Origin of the sequence: Novosphingobium terrae, from assembly GCF_017163935.1 — a bacterium.
In the GTDB taxonomy this organism is placed as follows: domain Bacteria; phylum Pseudomonadota; class Alphaproteobacteria; order Sphingomonadales; family Sphingomonadaceae; genus Novosphingobium; species Novosphingobium terrae.
This window is the reverse complement of the sequence record NZ_JABVZR010000002.1, coordinates 999333-1019143: the sequence shown is the minus strand read 5'-3', so window position 1 is coordinate 1019143 and position 19811 is coordinate 999333. Positions and strand designations below refer to the sequence as shown.

At 50.5% G+C, this 19811-nt stretch carries 17 protein-coding genes and 1 pseudogene; 11 read left to right on the top strand and 7 right to left on the bottom strand.

All coding sequences use genetic code 11. The features are described 5' to 3' along the window. Positions 1-16: 16 nt before the first annotated feature. Together HGK27_RS22890 and HGK27_RS22885 are read left to right on the top strand one after the other, a co-directional pair. On the top strand, positions 17-226 hold the full coding sequence (locus HGK27_RS22890) for a hypothetical protein (protein ID WP_206245203.1): 210 nt from the start codon (positions 17-19) through the stop codon (positions 224-226). A gap of 232 nt (positions 227-458) precedes the next feature. Continuing rightward, positions 459-698: a hypothetical protein gene (locus tag HGK27_RS22885; protein WP_206245202.1), complete on the top strand. Its 240-nt coding sequence runs from the start codon at positions 459-461 to the stop codon at positions 696-698. A gap of 471 nt (positions 699-1169) precedes the next feature. Here HGK27_RS22885 and HGK27_RS22880 read toward each other — a convergent pair whose 3' ends face one another. Together HGK27_RS22880 and HGK27_RS22875 are read right to left on the bottom strand one after the other, a co-directional pair. Further along, the gene (locus HGK27_RS22880; protein ID WP_206245201.1) at positions 1170-2240 is read right to left on the bottom strand and encodes an acyltransferase family protein; all 1071 of its coding nucleotides are present in this window, start codon (positions 2238-2240) and stop codon (positions 1170-1172) included. Between the two features lie 491 nt (positions 2241-2731). Beyond that, positions 2732-3007, bottom strand: a complete 276-nt coding sequence (locus HGK27_RS22875; protein ID WP_206245200.1) for a hypothetical protein — start codon at positions 3005-3007, stop codon at positions 2732-2734. Here HGK27_RS22875 and HGK27_RS22870 point away from each other — a divergent pair. Both HGK27_RS22870 and HGK27_RS22865 read left to right on the top strand, forming a co-directional pair. Next, positions 3006-3635: a family 16 glycosylhydrolase gene (locus HGK27_RS22870; RefSeq protein WP_206245199.1), complete on the top strand. Its 630-nt coding sequence runs from the start codon at positions 3006-3008 to the stop codon at positions 3633-3635. The two genes, HGK27_RS22875 and HGK27_RS22870, sit on opposite strands and share 2 nt — an antisense overlap. A 301-nt stretch (positions 3636-3936) precedes the next feature. Further along, positions 3937-4137 carry a hypothetical protein gene (locus HGK27_RS22865; protein WP_206245198.1) on the top strand — a complete coding sequence of 67 codons (201 nt, stop codon included), beginning with the start codon at positions 3937-3939 and terminating at the stop codon, positions 4135-4137. Positions 4138-4576: 439 nt separating this feature from the next. Here the strand turns inward: HGK27_RS22865 and HGK27_RS22860 are convergent, their stop codons facing one another. The 4 genes from HGK27_RS22860 to HGK27_RS22845 form a co-directional block, all read right to left on the bottom strand. Continuing rightward, the gene (locus HGK27_RS22860) at positions 4577-5167 is read right to left on the bottom strand and encodes a polysaccharide biosynthesis/export family protein (RefSeq protein ID WP_206245178.1); all 591 of its coding nucleotides are present in this window, start codon (positions 5165-5167) and stop codon (positions 4577-4579) included. Positions 5168-5214: 47 nt separating this feature from the next. Continuing rightward, positions 5215-6147 (bottom strand): glycosyltransferase family 2 protein, encoded by a 933-nt coding sequence (locus HGK27_RS22855; protein ID WP_206245179.1) that lies wholly within the window; start codon positions 6145-6147, stop codon positions 5215-5217. A gap of 35 nt (positions 6148-6182) precedes the next feature. Beyond that, complete coding sequence (locus HGK27_RS22850) at positions 6183-7460, bottom strand: outer membrane beta-barrel protein (RefSeq protein ID WP_206245180.1); 1278 nt, start codon at positions 7458-7460, stop codon at positions 6183-6185. Positions 7461-7585: 125 nt separating this feature from the next. After that, positions 7586-9775, bottom strand: coding sequence for a GumC family protein (locus tag HGK27_RS22845; RefSeq protein WP_206245181.1), 2190 nt, complete (start codon positions 9773-9775; stop codon positions 7586-7588). A gap of 24 nt (positions 9776-9799) precedes the next feature. Here HGK27_RS22845 and HGK27_RS22840 point away from each other — a divergent pair, with 24 nt between their 5' ends. From HGK27_RS22840 to HGK27_RS22830, 3 genes are all read left to right on the top strand, one after another. Next, a complete protein-coding gene (locus HGK27_RS22840) occupies positions 9800-11095 on the top strand; it encodes a glycosyltransferase family protein (protein WP_206245197.1) in 1296 nt (431 codons plus the stop codon). Positions 11096-11103: 8 nt separating this feature from the next. Beyond that, entirely contained in the window at positions 11104-12102 is a 999-nt protein-coding gene (locus tag HGK27_RS22835) for a glycosyltransferase family 2 protein (RefSeq protein WP_241127765.1), read from the top strand. Between the two features lie 317 nt (positions 12103-12419). Further along, the gene (locus HGK27_RS22830) at positions 12420-13664 is read left to right on the top strand and encodes an acyltransferase family protein (protein WP_206245195.1); all 1245 of its coding nucleotides are present in this window, start codon (positions 12420-12422) and stop codon (positions 13662-13664) included. A 695-nt stretch (positions 13665-14359) separates the two neighbouring features. Here the strand turns inward: HGK27_RS22830 and HGK27_RS22825 are convergent. Beyond that, positions 14360-15256 (bottom strand): UTP--glucose-1-phosphate uridylyltransferase, encoded by an 897-nt coding sequence (locus HGK27_RS22825; RefSeq protein ID WP_206245194.1) that lies wholly within the window; start codon positions 15254-15256, stop codon positions 14360-14362. 970 nt (positions 15257-16226) lie between these two features. On the opposite strand from HGK27_RS22825, the gene HGK27_RS22820 reads away from it, so the two are divergent. The 4 genes and pseudogenes from HGK27_RS22820 to HGK27_RS22805 all read left to right on the top strand — a co-directional run. Continuing rightward, complete coding sequence (locus HGK27_RS22820; protein WP_241127763.1) at positions 16227-16958, top strand: sugar transferase; 732 nt, start codon at positions 16227-16229, stop codon at positions 16956-16958. A gap of 448 nt (positions 16959-17406) precedes the next feature. Then, on the top strand, positions 17407-17901 hold the full coding sequence (locus HGK27_RS22815) for an NUDIX domain-containing protein (protein ID WP_206245193.1): 495 nt from the start codon (positions 17407-17409) through the stop codon (positions 17899-17901). 308 nt (positions 17902-18209) lie between these two features. Continuing rightward, a complete protein-coding gene (locus HGK27_RS22810; protein WP_241127842.1) occupies positions 18210-19049 on the top strand; it encodes a glycosyltransferase family 32 protein in 840 nt (279 codons plus the stop codon). A 74-nt stretch (positions 19050-19123) separates the two neighbouring features. Continuing rightward, positions 19124-19802, top strand: a pseudogene (locus HGK27_RS22805) (transposase); the annotation flags it as partial. Between the last annotated feature and the right edge of the window lie 9 nt (positions 19803-19811).

The following is a 19811-nucleotide window of genomic DNA, read 5'->3' as shown; positions in this document are numbered from 1 at the left end:
AGGAAGGAGGCAACCTATGTACAATGATGTTCCAAAGGCTGCTGGCGCGATTCTCGTAGACATCGCAGTGCTGTTCGAACGGGACGGGATTTGCTCAATGGCCGAATTCGCCGACAGTGTTGCTCAGGCTGCTGAAGCCGCTCAGGGCGATGGAATTGAATTCGGGCGGCGAGCGGAGCATCTGGCTACGATGGCTTCGTGCGTGCGGGCCGCAACGCAGGGATAAGCGGGGAAGCTGAATTAGGCGGCTGTCGAGTACGGTGTTCCGATACCGCTCACCAGAAAGCGGCAGTCCGATGAGCCAACACCCGACTTTTTCAATTTGTTTTGGCCTGATCTTCCGGCGACCGTGCGTTGAGCACACCGCGCTAATCTCGTAAAAGTCCATACCGCTTTTCCTGCATAGGCAAAGCTTCCAGATCAGCCCATTCTGACCTCTCACACCAAGGAGGCAAGCTATGGATGATGATGCCGTTAGAGCTTTCGGCGCCGTTATGGTGGTGCTGAGTGCATTGCTCGAGCGTAGCAGTATTTGCTCCAGGGCAGAGTTTGCCAACATGCTGGGTAACGTAGCGGTGGCGGCCGAGATCTCCGGCTCTGAGCATAGCGGCCAGGCAGCTTATATTGGTGCATGGGCCCATATGTTGCAATCAGGAGCATATGACACCTGGTTAGGCAATGACGGCAAGTCGCACTAGCGCGCCCCCCGCTACACATTTCCGTTCGTTGTCTGGGAAGAGTGGTTGGGCAACATCAGCCGACGCTTCCCCCGCCACCAGATCAAGCCTTATGGGAACGATTTTGCGATGGCTATTACGAATCGTTGAACGGCTCGATGGGTGATGAACTGCGCGCCGAAGTGATCTTTAAATCCTGGCTGAGCCAAGGCGATGATCGAAGTCTGGGGGCGACATTGAATTAGCATCCGCATAGTTCGCGCGGATACCGACCGCCAGCCCCCGGAAACAGCGGCGGCGCCATAGCCATCATCCGGTTCCGCGTTGCTTAACCTCCAGATAGCAATGGCGCGGGAGTCCGCGATACTCTAACAATCAACCCGTACCTCTTGGTGGCAGAGCGGCGGGCTTATTGTCTGACCTTGGCGCCTTTTTGCCCTTTCCTTTTGAAGGCGTGTGCTCTCGATGTGGACAATCAGACCAGCAGCAACCCTATGGCGCGGCTGCTGGTTGGGCGACGGCGCGATTGCCGCGAATGCTCTTAAGTCGAACGCGAATGGTAACGTCCAAAAAAAGGCATAGGCATGACAATAGAATGGACATTAGTAAAAATACTGGAACTGTAATGTACTGGAATAATTTCGATAGGTGCAATTTAATGATTATCGAAGTTAGAAATATTACCAATGGATAGTGGGTAATGTAAATGGGATATGATATTTTCCCGAGCCATTTGCTAATATTTTTTTTTATTCCTGTTGCCTTCAGATTTATAGAGCAAATCAATATAAATGGGAAGATGAGGATGACGCAGATAAGGTCACGCATCCCATTTGCGAATGTTCGAAGTGGTGTGGGCGTGACGATGGTCGCTAGTAATGCAAATATCAAAAGCGATAATGATGCATTAATTTGCCAGAGGCGGCCTCTATCGCGCAAGCGATACAGTAATATTCCACAGGGATAGCAAAACGCGAAAATTGCAATTCCACCAATGCCATTTTGGAGTGACCAGCCAATGTTAAGTCCTCCAAATCGAACTGCATAGTAGGACATGGCAATTCCACCAGATGCAATGATCAAGACAAGTTCTAGCTCGTGCAATCTTTTTACAATTAAGCGATGCGCCAAATTACCCCAAAGCTCGATGGCAAGGGACCATTGGGGGGGGAGAAGAGGAAATAAAGATTGCCCCGGCCAGGGAATAAGAAAAATTGATGCTAAAATCATCAGTGTGATTTTTCCATCATAATTCCATTTGTGCGTGATCGAATTTAAAGATAAAGAAATTACTATTCCCATAACGAGTAGTGGATATAGCCTTTCAATTCGTACTGTCATAAAGTATAAAATATTACTATTTTTCATTATTCCTTTTTCATAAGCGTGAGAAATCACTATGCCACTAAGCATAAAGAAGAAGGGAACTGCTATATAGGCGTGTGGAATTGAGTAAATTAAGCCATACTGATCGGCTATATGCATTGCCACGACGCAAATTGCGCAAATTCCCCGCAAACCGTCAAGCAGCTCAAATGTTTCCCGTGGCTTCGCCGTGATCATGATTGAGCCCTACTTGAGTATGTTCGTTCAGCTTGCCGAATGAGATCGAGGCCTTCAGTGCCAGGAAAATCAAGGCATGGCCTTCCGATGTTACGACTAATCAGCGTTTGGTTGTAGATAATTTCACGTACCGATATCTTACAATTCGTCTTGCGCAAAGGCCTGATTAACGGCGGAATATTAGTAAATTAAATCAATGCATTAAAAAAATACGCTCGATATAATCTAAGGCGTTTCCGCGTAAATTTAAATATAGATTCTGCGATATTTGAATGAATCTTGAAATTAGAGATATTCTGTTCCGATTCTCCAAAATTTTGCGCGCATATGTATTTTTTTAAAAATGAGCGGTTTTCGTTGAAAATAAAAGCCGGCCCAGGCCATTTTCCATTGATTTTCCATATCACAAAATGATCTGGTGAAACCTTGTGTTTTCAATTCCTTGGCGTGAATTTTAATGCTTCACCATCGGATTTTTGTTTGATATAAAATTATGGATAATTCTTCTTTGTATATGCACCGAAATTTTTATTTCGGAAGCTCGTCGCACGCAAAAATGATGGGAATTTAGCAATGTGGAACTCTGTGAAACCTCGAAGTTCTGTTATTTTGTTATGTGCCGGTCCAGCATTGTCGTTAATGTCGTGTTCTGATGGGCGAAGTTCGGATGGTGAATCGGCTTTCGCTGGTTCTGCGCCTTCGGCAGCAATTGGAGGAAATGTAAGCTCTCCAACGATAACGGCATCCGCACTCCCAGCGTTGGACATGAGTGGGAACCATCCATGGAATTGGGCGGCGCCTTTTCTGGCGTCAGATTGGGCTAGCCCGCTTGGGATTTTGCCATGGAAATTTGACCATGTTGGCGTTTCTGGAACTGATGTCGTCTTGACTATGGATAGTAGCGGCGCCGCACAGGTTCAAGGTCAGGGGGGAACTGCTGCGTATTCGGACGGGTTGTGGGAGGCAGATGTGACTGTTCCTACGCTTAGGCCAGGTGTCGATGTTGCAGCCTTTTACCTATATGAAAATAAAAACCATCACGAAATAGATTTCGAATTTTTTGGTACATTTGGGTTGATGGTAACTTTACACACCGATAAGGGATCAACTGAATCTGTTAAAATTGCCAATGCGTCCGAATTTAGCGGAAAGCGTTTAAAGCTTTCCATAAAGGCCGATCAGGGCAAGGGAAGCATCTCGATGTTGGTTAACGGAATAGAACGTTACACGTTTGATCGGAAAATCGCGACAGTTTGGCCTAGCGAGCCAATGAAGCCGTACTTCGATTTGCAGCCTGCTGCGATCGCGCAAGATAGTTGGCTGGGGCACTGGAGCGGCTTTACAGCACCAAGCGACAATATGAAACTGATCATTCACGGCTATCGCCATTCGTAGCTTTCTCGAAGCTTAAATCGCGATCTGGTCCTTAAAGCGCTTGTCAGGATTGGTGCAATAATTTGTGCGGTTAGGCTTTTAGCGCCAATCCGGAACACCCATCATATGTGAAGCTGCGATAAATGGATCTGACCTGCAGCAGCGATGGCGCTGTGCCCTACAGCGTTTCCAGAGTTCCGCTGAAATTAGGAAAATTGACACCTTGCGAAATTCCAATTGCGGGTTGTTAGTCCATGGAGTTTACACATTGTCAACCATAGCCTTGTATATAGCTTTATCTCTCCGTTGACGGGATAGCGCTATGTCGGCTCCAATTGATCACAAAGTATTCACAGTAGCTAAGCTCAATGATGGAAACTTTCTGATTTCAGAAAGCCCTTCGGAAGGTCCGGATTTTGATAATACCGGATCGTATTCTCCGGCCAAGGGGATTTTGTTCGGTGTCGTTGCTGGTGGATTTTTGTGGGGTATGATCGTGGTTGCGATTAAACATTTACTATAAAATAGTAGATGTATCTCGCCCGGTCACTGGGTGATTATCGAAAATTTCGCTATTTGGCATTGTTTCCCTAGTGCGCATCATAAGGGATGGTGCCTTGTATCAATGCGTTCAGCCAAAACTTTGAAAACTAGAGTGAATTAGAATGCTTTGTTAGCATTCTTTCGTCGATACGAGCTTCTTGCGACCAATCTTTTCGCAGCGTGGCATTAAGTGATCGTTTAGGCAGAGTTGTTTGCGCAACTGTACTTGCCATAATTTCGTTCACTAGCTCGGCGGTTAGCTTCGCACGTTGGGACAATCGACCGGCGAATAGTCCGAGCTTTGGCCTGGAAGCGGATGAGGTATGGAGCTTCTTCGTAAAGCCGCTTTTTGAGCTTGGAATGGTTTTGGGGGGCAAGGAGGGTTACACAGGAGAAGTGAGTTTTCCTTGCCACTCCGTTTAGAAGAAGCGTTCGCTAATTCGGATGGTATCACCTGGCATGAGTGCGACAGGCCCGGCCTTGGCGTTGACGATGCTTTCGGTGGTTTCGCCTTGATGGCGCAGGAAGACCTTTTTCAGATTGGCGCGATAGGTAAATCCTCCGGCAGCAGCGATGGCTTGCTGCAGCGTGAGATCGATCGCAAACGGGTACTTTCCGGGCTTTTGAACTTCCCCAAAGATGTAGAATGGGCGATAATCGACGATTTCGGCGTTGACGCGCGGGTCCTTGATGTAGCCCCGCGCCAGTCGCTGCTCGATCGTGGTGGTGATGTCCTTGAGTGGATGGCCGCTGGCAGGGACCTTACCGGCGAGAGGGAAATCGATCACGCCCTCATCGGTAACACTATACTCGCCTGTGATCCCATCCTCGCCATAGACGATGATCCGGATGCGATCGCCTGATGAAAGCTTGTAATCGTCCAATGCGGCAGGCCCGCCAGCCGATTTCTCAGCTGCCGGCGCAGGCGCGCCAATTGCTGCCTGCGCACAAACCGTGGATGCCAAAATTGCCAGGGTGGCTTGAATGATGCATTTGCGCATGCGAGGCATATCAAATTCCAAAAAAGAACTACGATTCGGGTTTTTGACCTTGATGCTTAGCGTGCCGGTTTCATGCGTCGAAACGCTTCTTCAAGCAGCATCTTGATCAAAAATAGCGTAACTGGAAGGGATCGTGAGAAAGTTTTGGCGGCGGCAGCAACGTTGCGATGCTTGACCGCTTCAATCAGAAGACGCCATTGTAGCCGACTATCCACGCTCGAGTAGTGATTGTCGAGTGCCTTTCGCTGGGCGCTGCCCAGTTTTGGGATTTGGCCGAGTTGAATGTCGCAATCGCGCAACATCCGTAATGCCTCAATGGTATGAGATCCACTCAGCGAGGTAGGCCGTATTGTGTAAACATATCCAGCTGCCGGCACGAGGATCAGGCGCCCACCGAGCAGGAGCATCCGCGTGTATAGTTCGTAGTCCTCACCCAGCCAAAGGGCTTCATCAAAATGAAGCCCGTGCCGCGTGAGTAGATCTCTTCGAATCAAGGGCTTGATAAAACCAAGATCCCGGCGTGATTTCTGTCCATGGCTGATGTTGCCTTGAATGAAAGCCGCCGCGCTGAGTGTCTGTACCTGTGTGACAGGCGGCAGAAACATGGGGCGCTGTTCTTGCGCCGTTTCATCGCGCACAAGCAGGTCGTCAGCGATAAGGTCGGCATCATCGCTATGGCCCAGCAGCGTCGCAAGCCTACCGGGCAGCATGATGTCATCGGCATCAAGAACGGTGAACCATTCCGCGGAACCGTCTGCCAAGCCGCGATTGCGCGCGCGTGAAGGGCCTCCGTTGCGTTCTTGGCGCAGGATTCTCAGTCGCCCTGTGCCGTCATCGCTGGCTGCTGCCACCTGACAGGTCTCGTCGCTTGATGCATCATCGACAACCACGACGCTGGCTGCTTCGGGTTGCGCGAGCGCAGAGCGGATCGTTTCGCCTATTGTTGCAGCTGCATTATAGGCAGCGATGACAACATCGACCTTCGCCATGTGCGCAACTCTTCCGGCCGTTTTGTCGACTGCCCTCATAGCGTCAACGCCAGGCCAAGCGAGATAACGCTTCCTTCAACTGGCTGGTAAAGACCAGCGCTTCGATTGAAGTAGCGGTATTTCCCGGTGAGAGAAAACTGTCGGTTGAACCGGTAAATGGCTTGAAGAGTGGCTTCCTCTTCGTTGTTGGATCCGCCAATGCCGATTGCTGTAACCCGGGAAAAGCGGAAGCCTGGGGTAACGATCAATTGGCGCAGCAGCTCGTAGCTGGCGCGAATCTGTGCTGTTGAGCGCAAGTTGCCCGGACTGTTTAACGTGACCGAATTTTCGATGTCACGGTTGGCTGTCATCCGCACAGAGAGCAAGCGCGTGGGCGTCCAGGCCATGTTCGCATAAAAAGAAACCCCGGATAGATCAGGGTATACAGGATTCTCATTGCTGCGATGCAAATAGCCAATTCTGATATCACCGACGAGCGAATGAGTAATTCTTAAACCAATACCACTCTCAAGACGATAACCGCTGGAGTTACGATCGCCGAAGACCGAGGTACGATAGTCGATCGTGTCATATTGTCCGGCAAAGATCAGCGCAGTGCTATGCGTGAGATCGTAGCGCACGGTACCCTGGTACAGTACGCGCGTGTTGTCGAGACCTGACTCATCAATCGTTCCTGCCGCCCCGAGCGCGTTGTCGTAGGACAGTTTCACGATTTGGACGCCGCCCTGTAAATTGAGCGCGCCCAACCGCGTTTTGGCCCGTATATTGCTGTCCAGCATCAAGAATTGGAGCGGATTGTATGTGAAGATGGTGTTGTCGACGCCAAGCCGATCTTCAGCCTGCTTATCGGCACGAAAGTTACCATCGATCGATGTATTGTTATTAACGTCATACCGGCCATTCAGGGCTGCGCCGTAAGTCTGGGTATTTTCGCTCGTGAGGCTGAAGTCGTTGCGTGCCTGCCCATAAGCAAGAAGCTCCAGCTTGTGCCGGCTCCAATTGGAAACAAGCTGTATGTCACCTCTTGCAATCGCATAGCCATCGCCCTTCTTGTTACTGGGCGTGCCAAGCGTGTTGTCCGTGTATGCTGTTTCCACGTTTAGCCGCGGATAGAGAAAGAAGCTGCCCAGGCGACCGCCAACAGGAGTGAAGTCTGACTGACTACGGGTCAGAACATCATCGGCGGTCGGATCGGGACTGACAGGTTGGTAAGGCTCGGCAATTTGCGCAAAAGCAGGTGGCGCCAGAGCTATGACAGCTGCAGCACTCACTACGCCCATCGACAGGTGGTACTTAGATCTCTGCAGTGTCACCCCTTGCGCCCCTTTTCCACTTTAGAGGGCAGCCTGCCCTTGTGATCTGCGTTTCGCCCTGATGGACCTCATTCACGCCATCCCAATGACCGCCATATCAGTCTGGTCGATGATAAGGCGCGATGTCAGTTCACGTAATAACCGGCAAACTTCTTGTGATAGCTGTATATATCCTCGGGTCCGGTGCTGGCGAATTTGCTGACATCGACGCGCGACAAGGCAAGGCCCCGCACCCGAGCGCCAGCGTTCAAAAGCAGTTGTATTGCAGCATCGACGGCTTTGCGCGAAGTCGCGCGCCAGCGCGTCACGATCAGCACAGAATCCGCCGTGACCGCCAGGTCACGGGTCTCGGCCAGTGCGAGCACTGGCGCGGTATCGAGCAGGATCACGTCAAAATGAGCCCGCAGATCTTCAAGCATGCGATCAATATTGGCGCGGGTCATGATATCATGACCCGCATCAGCTGCGATCGTGGTACCAAGCACTGACAAGTTCGTGAACCGATCCTGGACGATTGCTTCGGTGATCGACACTTTTCCCGCAAAATAGTCGAGCAAACCACGAGAATCTGGGGGAAGAAGCGCGTCGCTTGCGGAGCGGCGCCGAATGTCGCAATCAACCAGAACCGTACGGATTTCTGAACCCACAAAGGTTCGCGCAAGACAGATCGACGTCGTCGATTTGCCCTCGCGTGGCAGCGCAGAGGTAATCGCAACAACACGCGGGCCTGAGTTGCTGCGAAGCATCAGGATAGCACGCAAGCTCCGGAATGCTTCGGCAAACGCCGAATTGGGATGGTCGATGATGTAGTCCTGCGGCGACTGAGGCACGCGCACATTGCCCAGGGTCGACTTGAGTTCAGGCACAGAGCCGGCGTAGCGGACCCGCAGCCGACGCTCGACATCGGCTTTGGTGCTCACCCCGCTATCAAGATATTCGGCAAAGAATACACCCGCGATGCCCAAACCTACCCCTGCAAGGAGTGCGCTCAACACCGCGAGCGGAATATTTGGCGAAGTCGGCACAGTGGGGACAGGAGACAGAGCGCTGATGCGAGCATCAGGAGAGTTGAGCCCTTTGCGCGAAATGATCTCATTCGAACGATTGAGATAGGCTGCGTAAATCGCACTGGCGCCTTCGGCCTTGCGCTGAAGCTCGAGCAATTCGATCTGCGAAACGCTGTTGGATGCGAGCTTGCCACTGGCAGCCGCCTGGCTCTGTGTCAGCGAAGCCAGACGCGATTCAGCGATCTGGGCTTCACCGTTCAGGCTTGAAACGATGCGCTGCAGTTCACGGCTGATCTGCGTCCGGATATCAGCCAATTCCTTTTGGGTGCGAATAACTTCCGGATAGAGTTCGCCATAATGCGCTGAAAGGTCGGCGAGGCGACGGCTCGCTTCCGCTTCTTTGCTTCGCAGTTCAGAAATCGTCGGCGATTGCAGTGCAGTCTGCAGATTTTGGCCATCACTTTGCCCGGCCAATGCGCGCGCGGAATTGAGGCGGCCCCGCTTCTCGGCATAATCTGCCCGTGCCTTGGCGATTTCCTCGTTGAGCGAAGAAACTTCCTGCTCCGCCATGGTCGCGCCTTCAGCGCTCATAAGCCCATGCTCGACTTTGTAGCGCTGTACAGCTGCATCCGCGGACACCGCATCCTTGCGCAGCTCATCAAGCTTGCTCTGCAAGAAAGCCCCCGTGGCATCAGAAGCGTGATTCTTCTCGTCGAGTCCTGCTGCAATATACTGGCGGACATATTCATTCGCGATCCGCGAAGCGAGCACCGGATCCTTGGATTTTGCCGCGACGGTAATCACGAAGGTCAAGCCGGTCCGCTGGATCAGCATGTGCTTGAGCAGCGTCTCCGCGAGCGGATTTTTGCTCGGGATCGCGTGATTGTAATCCATTGATTGGGTGGTGCGATATTCCGGATACTGCTCGAGATGCAGCGCTTGAGCAACGCGGCCGGCCATCGTCGTCGAAGTGAGGATCTGGACCTCGGTGTCCACCTCGTCATTGGCAGGCCGTGCATCTGGAGCCGCTGCGATATTGCGGTTGCTGGTAATCACATCTGTCTTGCGCGGCTCGATGACGATCGAGGCTTCAGCGGTATAACGCGGATGCACCAACACCAGATAAAGGCCAAGCAGGATTGCCGCAGCGCACAATGGGGCTATGAACCACCACAGGCGTCGCTGGAAGATCGCGACAATCGCTGTAGGATCCGGAAAGGTCGACCCGCTGCCAGAATCATGCTGGGAAGATTGCTCGGCACCGTCAATCGATTGTGAAACCACAATATTAACCTTTTCTAGCGCCATGTAGCTGGCTGTAGATGGGCCGTGATGACACCACCCAACCCCACTAAAGGTCTTTGCAGTCCGCTGCCGTTAAGGCAATTGATTTATGAGTTTCTCAAAGGCGCATTGTTCAAAAACGGTACAACGAGGACTGCGATGCAACATCTCAATGAGAGCAATAAAATTACTTTTGACGGCACAGTCGGCTATCTCGTCCACGACCTGAACGATGCTGCCGTAGCACGCAGAGTCGATCTCCTTACCCAGGGAGGCGCAAAAGTCCGGATCGGCGGCTTCAGGCGCCGCCCAGCTCCAGACAAAATCGGTGCCGCAAATCCCATCGTAGATCTCGGCGTCACAAAAGACATGCGTCTTGGCCAGCGCATACTCGCGATCATCCGAAACATCGCACGCTCAAAACAAGCACGACACGTCACCCAAAACGCCGACGTCATTATCGCGCGCAACCTCGAAATGCTGGCAATCGCTGCGTGGACGCGCCGCCCCCGCCAACGGCTTATTTATGAATGTTTGGACATTCACCGGTTGCTCTTGTCAGGTGGGCACAGTGGCAAGGTGTTGCGCATGCTGGAGCGCTGGCTGATCGAAAAAAGCTCTTTAATTATAACAAGTTCACCAGCTTATGCAGATCTCTATTTTCGTGAACGCCAACATTATGACGGACAGATTTTGCTTATCGAAAACAAAGTCCCTTTCGACGCTCCGATGGCGCTCCCGCCTGATCACCGTTCTGGCGAAATCAATAATCCGCATTGCTGGCGTATTGGTTGGTTTGGAATCATTCGGTGTCGTAAAAGTTTAACAATGCTCGCGACCTTATGTGCTCAGGCGAACGGGCGTGTAGAGGTAGTTATCGCAGGGCGCCCTAATTTGACAGAAATTCCTGACTTTTATGCCGTGGTGGCGTCATCGCCAGGGCTGATTTTCGTGGGACCCTATCAGCTCGACCAATTGTCCTCACTCTATGCCTCTGTCGATTTCGCCTGGGCTGTTGATTTCTATGAGGAGGGACTAAACTCTAGCTGGCTGCTCCCAAATAGGCTATATGAGAGTCTATCCGCCGGTGTGCCGCCCCTGGCGCTCGCCAATGTCGAGGTCGGCCGATGGCTGGATCGCGAAAATGTCGGACGTACCTTTGTAGATCTGAAGGTTGAAGTGCTTGCATTTATGCTCGCATTAACCCTGGAAGGTTACGAGACGATGCGTGCGACTGTGGCAAGTTTGCCCGTGGAATTGACTCGATTCCACTCACATGAATCAAAAGAAATAGTTTCTATCATTATGGCCCCCCAACCAACTGATAATGTGCAGGAAAAATGATGACAGACTTGCATGATGTTCTGGTCGTAATTCCCGTCCTGGACGAAGCAGAGCACCTTCCTGATCTGCTCTCGCAGATTTTGGAGGATGCAAAAGATGCAACCATTGTTGTCGCAGATGGCGGCAGCACTGATGGGAGCCGCGCGATCGTCTCGGCACTTGCCAGGAAGCATGCGAATCTTCGGCTCATGGACAATCCAGCCCGCGCACAAGGCGCGGGGGTCAATTTAGCCGTAAGGAGATTCGGGAATGGACATACGTGGTTGGTGCGTGTCGATGCACATGCCGACTATCCTGCAGAATACGTTTCAGCACTCGTATCAAAAGCCAAGGAGTTGAGTGTTGAGTCTGTGGTTGTATCGATGCACACCCGTGGCTTCAGTTGCTTTCAATGCGGTGTTGCCGCTGCACAAAATTCAGTGTTGGGAACCGGAGGGTCTGCACACCGCCATGGCGGGGCAGGGCGCTTTGTCGATCACGGCCATCATGCGCTGATGCGAATTGATGCATTTCGCAACGTTGGAGGTTATTGCGAGCATTTCACACATAATGAAGATGCAGAGCTTGATCATCGGCTGCGGTTAAATGGTGGTAAAATTTGGTTAGAGCCATCATTATCGATTGTTTATTATCCGCGCCGCGATCCGATTGCTTTGTTCCGGCAGTACCGAAAATATGGCCAGGGGCGCGCCCGTAACCAACAGCGGCACCAAATGCCGATAAAATTACGACAACTGCTTCCGTTAAGCGTATTGCCCGCTTTGCTTCTAATTCTATTAATTCCGTTATCACTTCTGTTTGCGCTACCATTCCTTGGTTGGGCCGCTCTATCGATCGGCTTTGGACTATATCTTGGCCTACGTGCGCGTAGTCGGTGTGCGTCTGTGGCTGGGCTCGCAGCCATGATCATGCATAGCGCCTGGGCCATCGGTTACATTCATCAGCGCCTATTCGGATTTTCTCCAGGTCAAGCGCCAACTGCTTGGACGGCACTCGACAGTGTATAACAAAGCATTTACCATGATCGGCTAAACTGGTGGCCTCTATCCAGCCATAGGCAGTTATGTCTGCCTGAAAGGAATGCCATGTCTTTGATATGCAGGCTCAAGGGGCATAAGCGTTCAGCCAGCATGGCTTGGATTGACGGTGCCCACGTTCGCAGCGTTTGCAAACGCTGCGGGACGCAGCTCGTTCGTATCGAAAGTAAGACGTGGGTGGATATCGAGAGCCGCATGGCACATCAGTTTGGCTTCTAGGATTGCTTGGCGGGTAACATTTTCTCGCACGGTGGTACTCATTGTATGAAATCGCGGCGAGAATAATTATGACGACTGCATTGCATAACCTCAAATCGAGTCTACGAACGTCAATCCGTGGGCTGCAACGAGTGATACTTCACGGTGCATACCGCCCCGAAGTCGATGGATTGCGCTTCCTCGCGATCGCATTTGTCATTTTAGGGCACCTGATGGAGCATGTCGTCCTTGAGGTTGGCCGGTCACGCGCCCTGACGTCGACTGAAATCTTTGCTGCACGTCTCCTTCCTGCTGCACAGACCGGCGTTCTGCTCTTCTTTGCCATTAGCGGTTACATTTTGGCTGCACAGTTTAAGAGGCGTTGGCAACGAAATGAACGTCTGGACTATGGTACATATTTCAAACGACGGATCTTCCGGATTGCGCCGCCCTATCTTCTTGTCCTGATTGCCGGGAATCTCGCGATACAAGTTGTCCCTAGTCTGGGAAAGGCTGGTAACGATCAGGCGGCGAGCCATTTTGTGGCAAGTGTGTTCTATGTTCACGGGCTGATATTCGGTGCGTTGCCGCGCGGTTTCCCGCCGGGATGGTCACTAGAGCTGGAGGTGCAATTTTATTTAATCGCGCCATTTCTGTTTTTTGCTTATTTCCGGTTGCGCCCTCCGGGCCGGAACATCCTGGCGGGATTCCTGACAACGATTGGGCTGACTGCTTGGATTTTCCTCGGGCAATACTTTTTTGGAGAAATGAGCCGATATTATTTTACGTTGCCAAAATTCATAAGCTTTTTCTGGATAGGTTTTTGGCTTGCGGATCTACATCCAAATCCCGTTGAGAATATGCCTAAATCGTTTACCCTATTAGATGTTATTGGTTTTCTTTCTCTAAGCCTTCTGGCTCTGCTGGGAACTATTACACATTTCATTTCTCATTGGAATGTAGTGGCACTTGTCGAATTTAGTAGAATGGTCATGATATTTTTGACCTTTTTTGCGGCGATAAGGGGGCAATTTTTCCGTCGCATGCTGTCGAGTCCGACAATCGCTTTCTTGGGTAGTGCCTGTTATTCGTTCTATCTGATCCATCTTCCCTTGGTCCAGATTATGACAATGAAGCTTGTGCCATTTTTTAAGGGGCAGTCGATGGGGGAAATTTATGGAATCCTCCTCCTTGTTGAAACTCCAGTTATTCTGGTGGTCGGTTTGATATTTTACACGTTGATAGAGCGACCCTTCCAGAAAGGAATATCGCTGACGATGATGCGTGGGCGACAATTAAGGAAGCACGCAAGTGAAACTGGCTCTCAAGTATGAAGAGCGTATAAGCACGAACCTGATTTAAGCGTACGATCCTGTGGGATTGCCGTCGCTAAGGGTATATCTAAACCGAGCCAGCTTTTGAATCACGATTAGAGATATAATGTCACTATAGATTGATCTGGAGATCGAGTGCGTTCTACCAGGAATTTGCAGGCAAATTTGCGGAATCCTCTTGGTGAGTTCGACGTTATCGCTCAAATGGCGAAGGCATCCCTACCTCAAGAGGTAACCCGGATTTACGGGGAGGACCCGTCATCCAATGGACTGACAGCTCTAAATATGTGGGTTGTCTGCCAGCTGTCGTAAAGAGTGGATACACATTCGAAGAGGCTTCGTTCGGATTAATCCGCTCCGCCTAACCGATATTTGTAAGCGGGATGGCGCCTTGCTCCACTGTACGATCAGGTCATGGCATGGCTCAGCCGATTCTAACGGTTCAATGCTGATGGGGCGGCAGCGCCAATGCTCGGTTTGCTAGATGAACGCGGACGCGCTCCAGCTTCATGCGAGCTGGGATTGTACCTTACTGTAATGTTGTTTTAGATTTTTTCTTTAAGAAAGTGCCCTAAAAGCGCGTAGCAACATTCAGAAGAGAAGTGGAGCCGTCCCATGAGCGCTCAAAGAGAAGCAGCGATGCCTTGTTAAACTGATTTTTCTTTGATGCCATTGTGCTTCAGCAGATCACAAGTTCAGGACTCAAGCAGCCGACGTGCCATCGCGCGAACGTCGTTCGCCATGTCTGGTCGATTAAGTGCCAAGGCTAGGGTTGCTTCGACAAACCCGGTTTTGGATCCGCAGTCAAAACGCTTGCCACCAAAAGTTACTGCGTGGAAGGGTTGATTTCCAATCAACTTCGCCATGGCATCAGTCAATTGAATTTCGCCGCCTGCACCCTTTTCCTGTGTGGTGAGAATATCGATCACCTCGGGCTGCAGAATATAGCGACCAGACACGATCAAGTTGGACGGGGCTTCTTCGGCCCTGGGTTTTTCTACCAGCCCTGTTACTTCCGTTAGGGTACCGCCGAAGCCATCTGGGCGAGCTCCGGGTGAGATCACGCCGTAGGCGGAGACTTCTTCCTTAGGTACTTCTAGGACGCTTACAACGTTACCGCCGATTTGATTATACGCCTCCACCATCTGCTTCATGCACCCTGGCGTTCCGATCATCAGTTCGTCAGGTAGGAAAATCGCAAAAGGATCGTTGCCGATTATTGCGCGCGCGCACCAGATGGCGTGACCTAGGCCGAGGGGAACTTGCTGTCGTACCGTAACCAAATTGCCTGGCTGGACGCGTGACGGCTCCAGCGGAGTCAGGGACTTGCCGCGTCCTGACATAGTGGCTTCGAGTTCGAAAGCCGTATCAAAGTGCTCGACTATAGCAGTCTTGCCTCGTCCGGTGACGAAGATCAACTGATCTATACCCGCTTCACGAGCCTCATCCACCGCATATTGGATGAGAGGCCGGTCGATAATGGGGAGCATTTCCTTTGGTATAGCTTTGGTGGCTGGAAGAAAGCGTGTGCCCAGACCTGCGACGGGGAAAACGGCTTTGCGTACGGGTTTGACTGATGATGATTTGGTCATGGAGCCTTGCTACCATATGAATGTGTATTACGTGTTAAATCGGATGCGGGCTGGCAAGGCAAGTGATTTTACCTCGGTCCTAAGGAAATAGAAGTGAAGGGCGGAGGGGTTGCGGGCGGTGTAGGCGAAATTAGGCGGCTCCAGGTGCATATTCACTTTGGGTTTTACATGAAATGAGGGGGGGGCCGGCTCACGCCAACCAGGGTGGCGAGGCATATTGATTTTTTCTCCCATAAGGCCATCAAAAACGAATAAATATGAGGGTCTGAGGTAGATTAAGACAGTCATTGAGGCTCGCACATGGATGCGACCGCGACTGTGGCCTTTTTGCTACTGCCGTGGCCGCTCTGCTCTGCAACCGTTGTAAGTATCCATAAGGAAGAGGCTTCAGGAAAGTTGTGTAAAGTTAATTAACATACAATACAGATTTTTTAATCGTTCAAAAGAATAATTTCAAATGACTGCGGAAATGTGCTTCCGCTCATAGGAATGCCGTGCATTGTTTTGCTGGAACTTTGCCAATTCATCTTTGTTAGATCAAATGCTGCGATGCAAAGGGAAAGTAAGTATTCCTACTTCTCGCAGATGCAGCAAGCCTAAAAATCTCCGGAAGGGTTTTTACTGTATAGAGAAAATTTACGCGTAAATAATATTTCACAGATAGCCGAAAAATCAAAAAATATTAGAAAAATCTGACCGAAAATTACTTCATTAAGTTAAATGCGTCATTGCAATTTAGTAATGCATGCATAAAAATATAAATATTTAATCATAATCCTGTCGAAGTGTATTTTTAAGTTCCTGATTTTTCTATGTAGCATTTTGGGACAGGGCGCCTTCATTGCTGTTGTATAAAATTTAAGTGCGGAAGTTTTAATTTTGCGATGCATCAATTCATGCTAAATTTCGGATTAAGGATGAGAATCGGGAATGGCAAGGCGTTGTCCACCAAACTCTATAGGGGTATAACATGTTGTTTTTAAACCATGGATCAAGTGGCGCTGGAGCGTTTGAGCACCAGGCTGCGTGGTTGCATCATCTGGATGCTATCCCTGCTTCGGGTCAGGACGGCGCCAGCAGCGTGGACATGGATTGCGATCGATGGATACGCGTCGCTGACATTGTTCTTGCGTCCATCCTCCTGGTGATCATTGCGCCAGTCATGATTCTTATCGCTGTAGCGGTCTATATTATAGACCCTGGCCCGGTGCTTTTCTTTCACATGCGGGTTGGCCGCTTTGGCAAATCATTTCCCTGCATAAAATTTAGAAGCATGATTTGTAATGCAGAGCAGGCACTAATTGCGGTTTTGGCCGCCGATCCTGTGAAACGTTTGGCATGGGAGCAAAATCAGAAACTCGAAGATGACCCCAGGATTACGAAGCTTGGAAAGTTTCTTCGTAAGTCGAGTCTTGATGAGTTACCGCAGCTATTTAATGTCTTGCGAGGCGATATGAGCCTTGTTGGTCCTCGTCCAATCACCCTTGCAGAGGTGCCGCGCTATGGTCGTTGGATTGTGTCATATTCCAGCGTGCGTCCGGGTATTACTGGATTGTGGCAGGTGTCGGGTCGTAGCAGCGTGAGTTATCGCCGCCGCGTTGCACTCGATGTGGCCTATGTGCAGCGTCGCTCGATGCGCCTTTACGGCAAGATCGTGCTGGGCACGATTCCAGCTGTATTGAAAGCGCAGGACTCCTGCTAGATATATAATGCGGGCGAGGGGTGAGTTGATCGAAGGAGTGGCGCAGGAGAAGGTTTCCTCTGGCTGAGCCTGCCTCGGAGCGACGAAGATGATCTGATGATGGGGATAGATCTTTGCGCCTGACCTGATCTTTGGCATTCAGGATCACTATTCGACCAAAAGCCTTTTAAATAAATGCATAGGATGGCGGCCCGAATTAAGTAGGAAGCTTCGCGATCCTTTGGATCAGGTGATCGTCGATAGCTTTGTTGCGCGGCGTTGCTGATCTATGGGGCTTTGGAGGAGCGTGCCCACTGTGTGATATAAGATCATTGGTCAATCACCGATCAAGCAGATTTATATTTCGCAATGAAACGATTCTAGCCGCCTAGCGTGTCGGATGGTGATCTGTAATTTCCGTCCAAAGCGGACCCTTGTGTGAATCAGCAGTGGATTTGGCGAGTGGTCTATGATTGTAGATGAAATAGTAAAATTCGTGTCCAAATTGGGTAACGGCTATATATTATTGTCCGATAAAATTCGAAAGATATTTGGCATTAAAAAAAGAGTTGTCCAAGCAATCGTAGTGGATTGTGCGGGAAATATATTCATTGTGCATCACAGATATCGAAAAGGTTGGCATTTGCCAGGCGGCAATTTCTCGGGAAGTGAGCATCCTCGGAAAGCAATCATGCGAGAACTCAAAGAAGAAATTGGTCTTTCGGAATTTGAAAAATGCGGTTTCGTTGCAAGATTTGACGAGACTTGGAACGGAGTCGAGATGGATTTTTGGCTCTTTTATGTCTCTGCAGCGAAGGTGGCGTGGAAGCCTTCTTTGGAAATTGATAGGGTGGAAAAAGTTAATCCTTTAAATATGCCGGTGGATGCGCCAGTCGCGAAGATGAGGTGCTCACTCTTCTATAAAAAGAGAGCTGGATTAGAGCTTTTCGCCTCGGCTGAATGATTTTAAATATATTGCGATTGATGAATAGGTTAAAGTGTTTAGATATTTTGACTGTTTTTCTAGAGATGCAATTATCGGAGCGTCTTGAGGGAATTTGGATGAGGATTAAGTAGGCGATTTTCGGAAATTTCTCAATTTATGATTTGTTGGGTTTGGAAGTTGAATCTCGGTTCAAGGCTTGGGGAGCATCTTGCGTCGCTGGTTTGTTGACTTTCTGTATATCTGCCGCTAATTCAGATAGGATTTTGAATTCATTTTTAGTTTGAACGTTTTCGCCGATATTACTGCTATTGGGGGCTTTGTTGGCAATGCTAGACATTCCTATAATTCCGATGAGCCCGCGAATTCCGCGTATTCTTCATCAAGCTTTTCCAACTAAAGATTTGCCGCCGGCGATGCGCATGCTGGTCGATAAGCTGCGTAATGATAATCCAACTTGGGAGCATAGGCTTTACGATCATAGTGATATCGCGAATTTCATCCAAGATCACTTCGGTGATGAGATGCTGCGGCAGTTCCATCGTATCGATGAACGGTATGGCGCCGCGAGGATCGATTTTTGGCGGTACCTCCTCATTTACAAAATGGGGGGCATCTATATCGATATCAAAAGCACTTTCACAAAGCCGCTCGACGAGATCATAACTGACGATGATCGATTTATTCTTAGTTCGTGGGACCATACACCTGGTACCGAATTTGAAGAATATGGCCTTCATGAGCAACTCAGTCACCGTGAGAATGGAGAATTCCAGCAATGGCATGTGATCGGTGCTCAGGGGCACCCCTTTTTACGTGCCGTAATTGAGAAGGTTCTTGCGAAGATCGATGCATATAACCCTTGGAGAGATGGAACCGGAAAGGTATCGGTTCTAAATACCACCGGGCCTGTGCCGTATACATTGGCGATTGAATCCATTTTGGATAAATATCCTCATAGAATAGTTGAAAATGAGAGAAGTATATTTTTGGTTTACAATGCCCTTGGCGGCGTAGTTTACCAAAAATTTCTTCCGCCGCACTATTCTCTCCAAAAAATGCCGCTCGTAAGACAAGGTGTCGTGGGGCAGGCGTCTTTTTATGTTTATTTGAAGCTTAAAGGACTGTACCTATTTTTTAGGGGCTTTAAGCGGAAATTGTTTGGTTGATTGTACTTGTGAGGTGGCCCCCGAGAGATCTCTCTTTCTGATGTGAGAGTCTGTCCACGAGAAGGAGCAGGCGCTTGAGGAAGAGCCGTTTTACCGAGGCGCCGATCATCGGGATGATCAAGGAGCAGGAGTCCGGGCTGCCGACGGTCGAGATTTATCGGAAGCATGGACTGAGCACGGCGACGTTTTGCAAGCTGAAGGGTAAGTATGGCGGGTTGGAAGTGTCCGATGTCCGCCTGCTCCGCCAGCTTGAGGAGGAGAACGGCAAGCTCAAGCGGTTGCTGGTCGGCAGCATGCTCGACAATGTGATCCTGAAGGATCTGTTGGGAAAAGCCTGACAACATCAGGCGAGTGGCGAGACGCGGTGCTCAAGGTGCTGGAAAGCTGTGCCATTTCCCAGCGCTGGGCCTGCGTCCTGATCGGTGTCGACCCTAAAACAGTCCGACGCGAACGCCCGCCGGACCACGGAGCCATCCGGACTGCGATGCGTGAGGTCGCGGGCCAGCGCCGTCGCTTTGGCTGTCGACGGATTGGCATCATGCTGGAACGGCAAGGGATGATCATGAACCACAAGAAGCTCTACCGGCTGTATCGGGAGGAGGGATTGTCGGTTCGCCGCCGTCGTGGCCGGAGCCGAAGGCGAGCGAAGCTAAACGAGCGCGTGGCAGCCGCAGGCCGATGCCTGAGCCGCTGACGCCGGGCGCGCGCTGGTCGATGGATTTTGTGTGCGATACATTCGGTACCTCACGCAGGTGTAAATGC

Coding starts and splice junctions, on each gene's coding strand:
- HGK27_RS22890 (WP_206245203.1), top strand. CDS start 17: ATGTACAATGATGTTCCAAAGGCTGCTGGCGCGATTCTCGTAGACATC.
- HGK27_RS22885 (WP_206245202.1), top strand. CDS start 459: ATGGATGATGATGCCGTTAGAGCTTTCGGCGCCGTTATGGTGGTGCTG.
- HGK27_RS22880 (WP_206245201.1), bottom strand. CDS start 2,240: ATGATCACGGCGAAGCCACGGGAAACATTTGAGCTGCTTGACGGTTTG.
- HGK27_RS22870 (WP_206245199.1), top strand. CDS start 3,006: ATGAGTGGGAACCATCCATGGAATTGGGCGGCGCCTTTTCTGGCGTCA.
- HGK27_RS22875 (WP_206245200.1), bottom strand. CDS start 3,007: ATGTCCAACGCTGGGAGTGCGGATGCCGTTATCGTTGGAGAGCTTACA.
- HGK27_RS22865 (WP_206245198.1), top strand. CDS start 3,937: ATGTCGGCTCCAATTGATCACAAAGTATTCACAGTAGCTAAGCTCAAT.
- HGK27_RS22860 (WP_206245178.1), bottom strand. CDS start 5,167: ATGCCTCGCATGCGCAAATGCATCATTCAAGCCACCCTGGCAATTTTG.
- HGK27_RS22855 (WP_206245179.1), bottom strand. CDS start 6,147: ATGGCGAAGGTCGATGTTGTCATCGCTGCCTATAATGCAGCTGCAACA.
- HGK27_RS22845 (WP_206245181.1), bottom strand. CDS start 9,775: ATGGCGCTAGAAAAGGTTAATATTGTGGTTTCACAATCGATTGACGGT.
- HGK27_RS22840 (WP_206245197.1), top strand. CDS start 9,800: ATGACACCACCCAACCCCACTAAAGGTCTTTGCAGTCCGCTGCCGTTA.
- HGK27_RS22830 (WP_206245195.1), top strand. CDS start 12,420: ATGACGACTGCATTGCATAACCTCAAATCGAGTCTACGAACGTCAATC.
- HGK27_RS22825 (WP_206245194.1), bottom strand. CDS start 15,256: ATGACCAAATCATCATCAGTCAAACCCGTACGCAAAGCCGTTTTCCCC.
- HGK27_RS22820 (WP_241127763.1), top strand. CDS start 16,227: ATGTTGTTTTTAAACCATGGATCAAGTGGCGCTGGAGCGTTTGAGCAC.
- HGK27_RS22815 (WP_206245193.1), top strand. CDS start 17,407: ATGATTGTAGATGAAATAGTAAAATTCGTGTCCAAATTGGGTAACGGC.
- HGK27_RS22810 (WP_241127842.1), top strand. CDS start 18,210: ATGCTAGACATTCCTATAATTCCGATGAGCCCGCGAATTCCGCGTATT.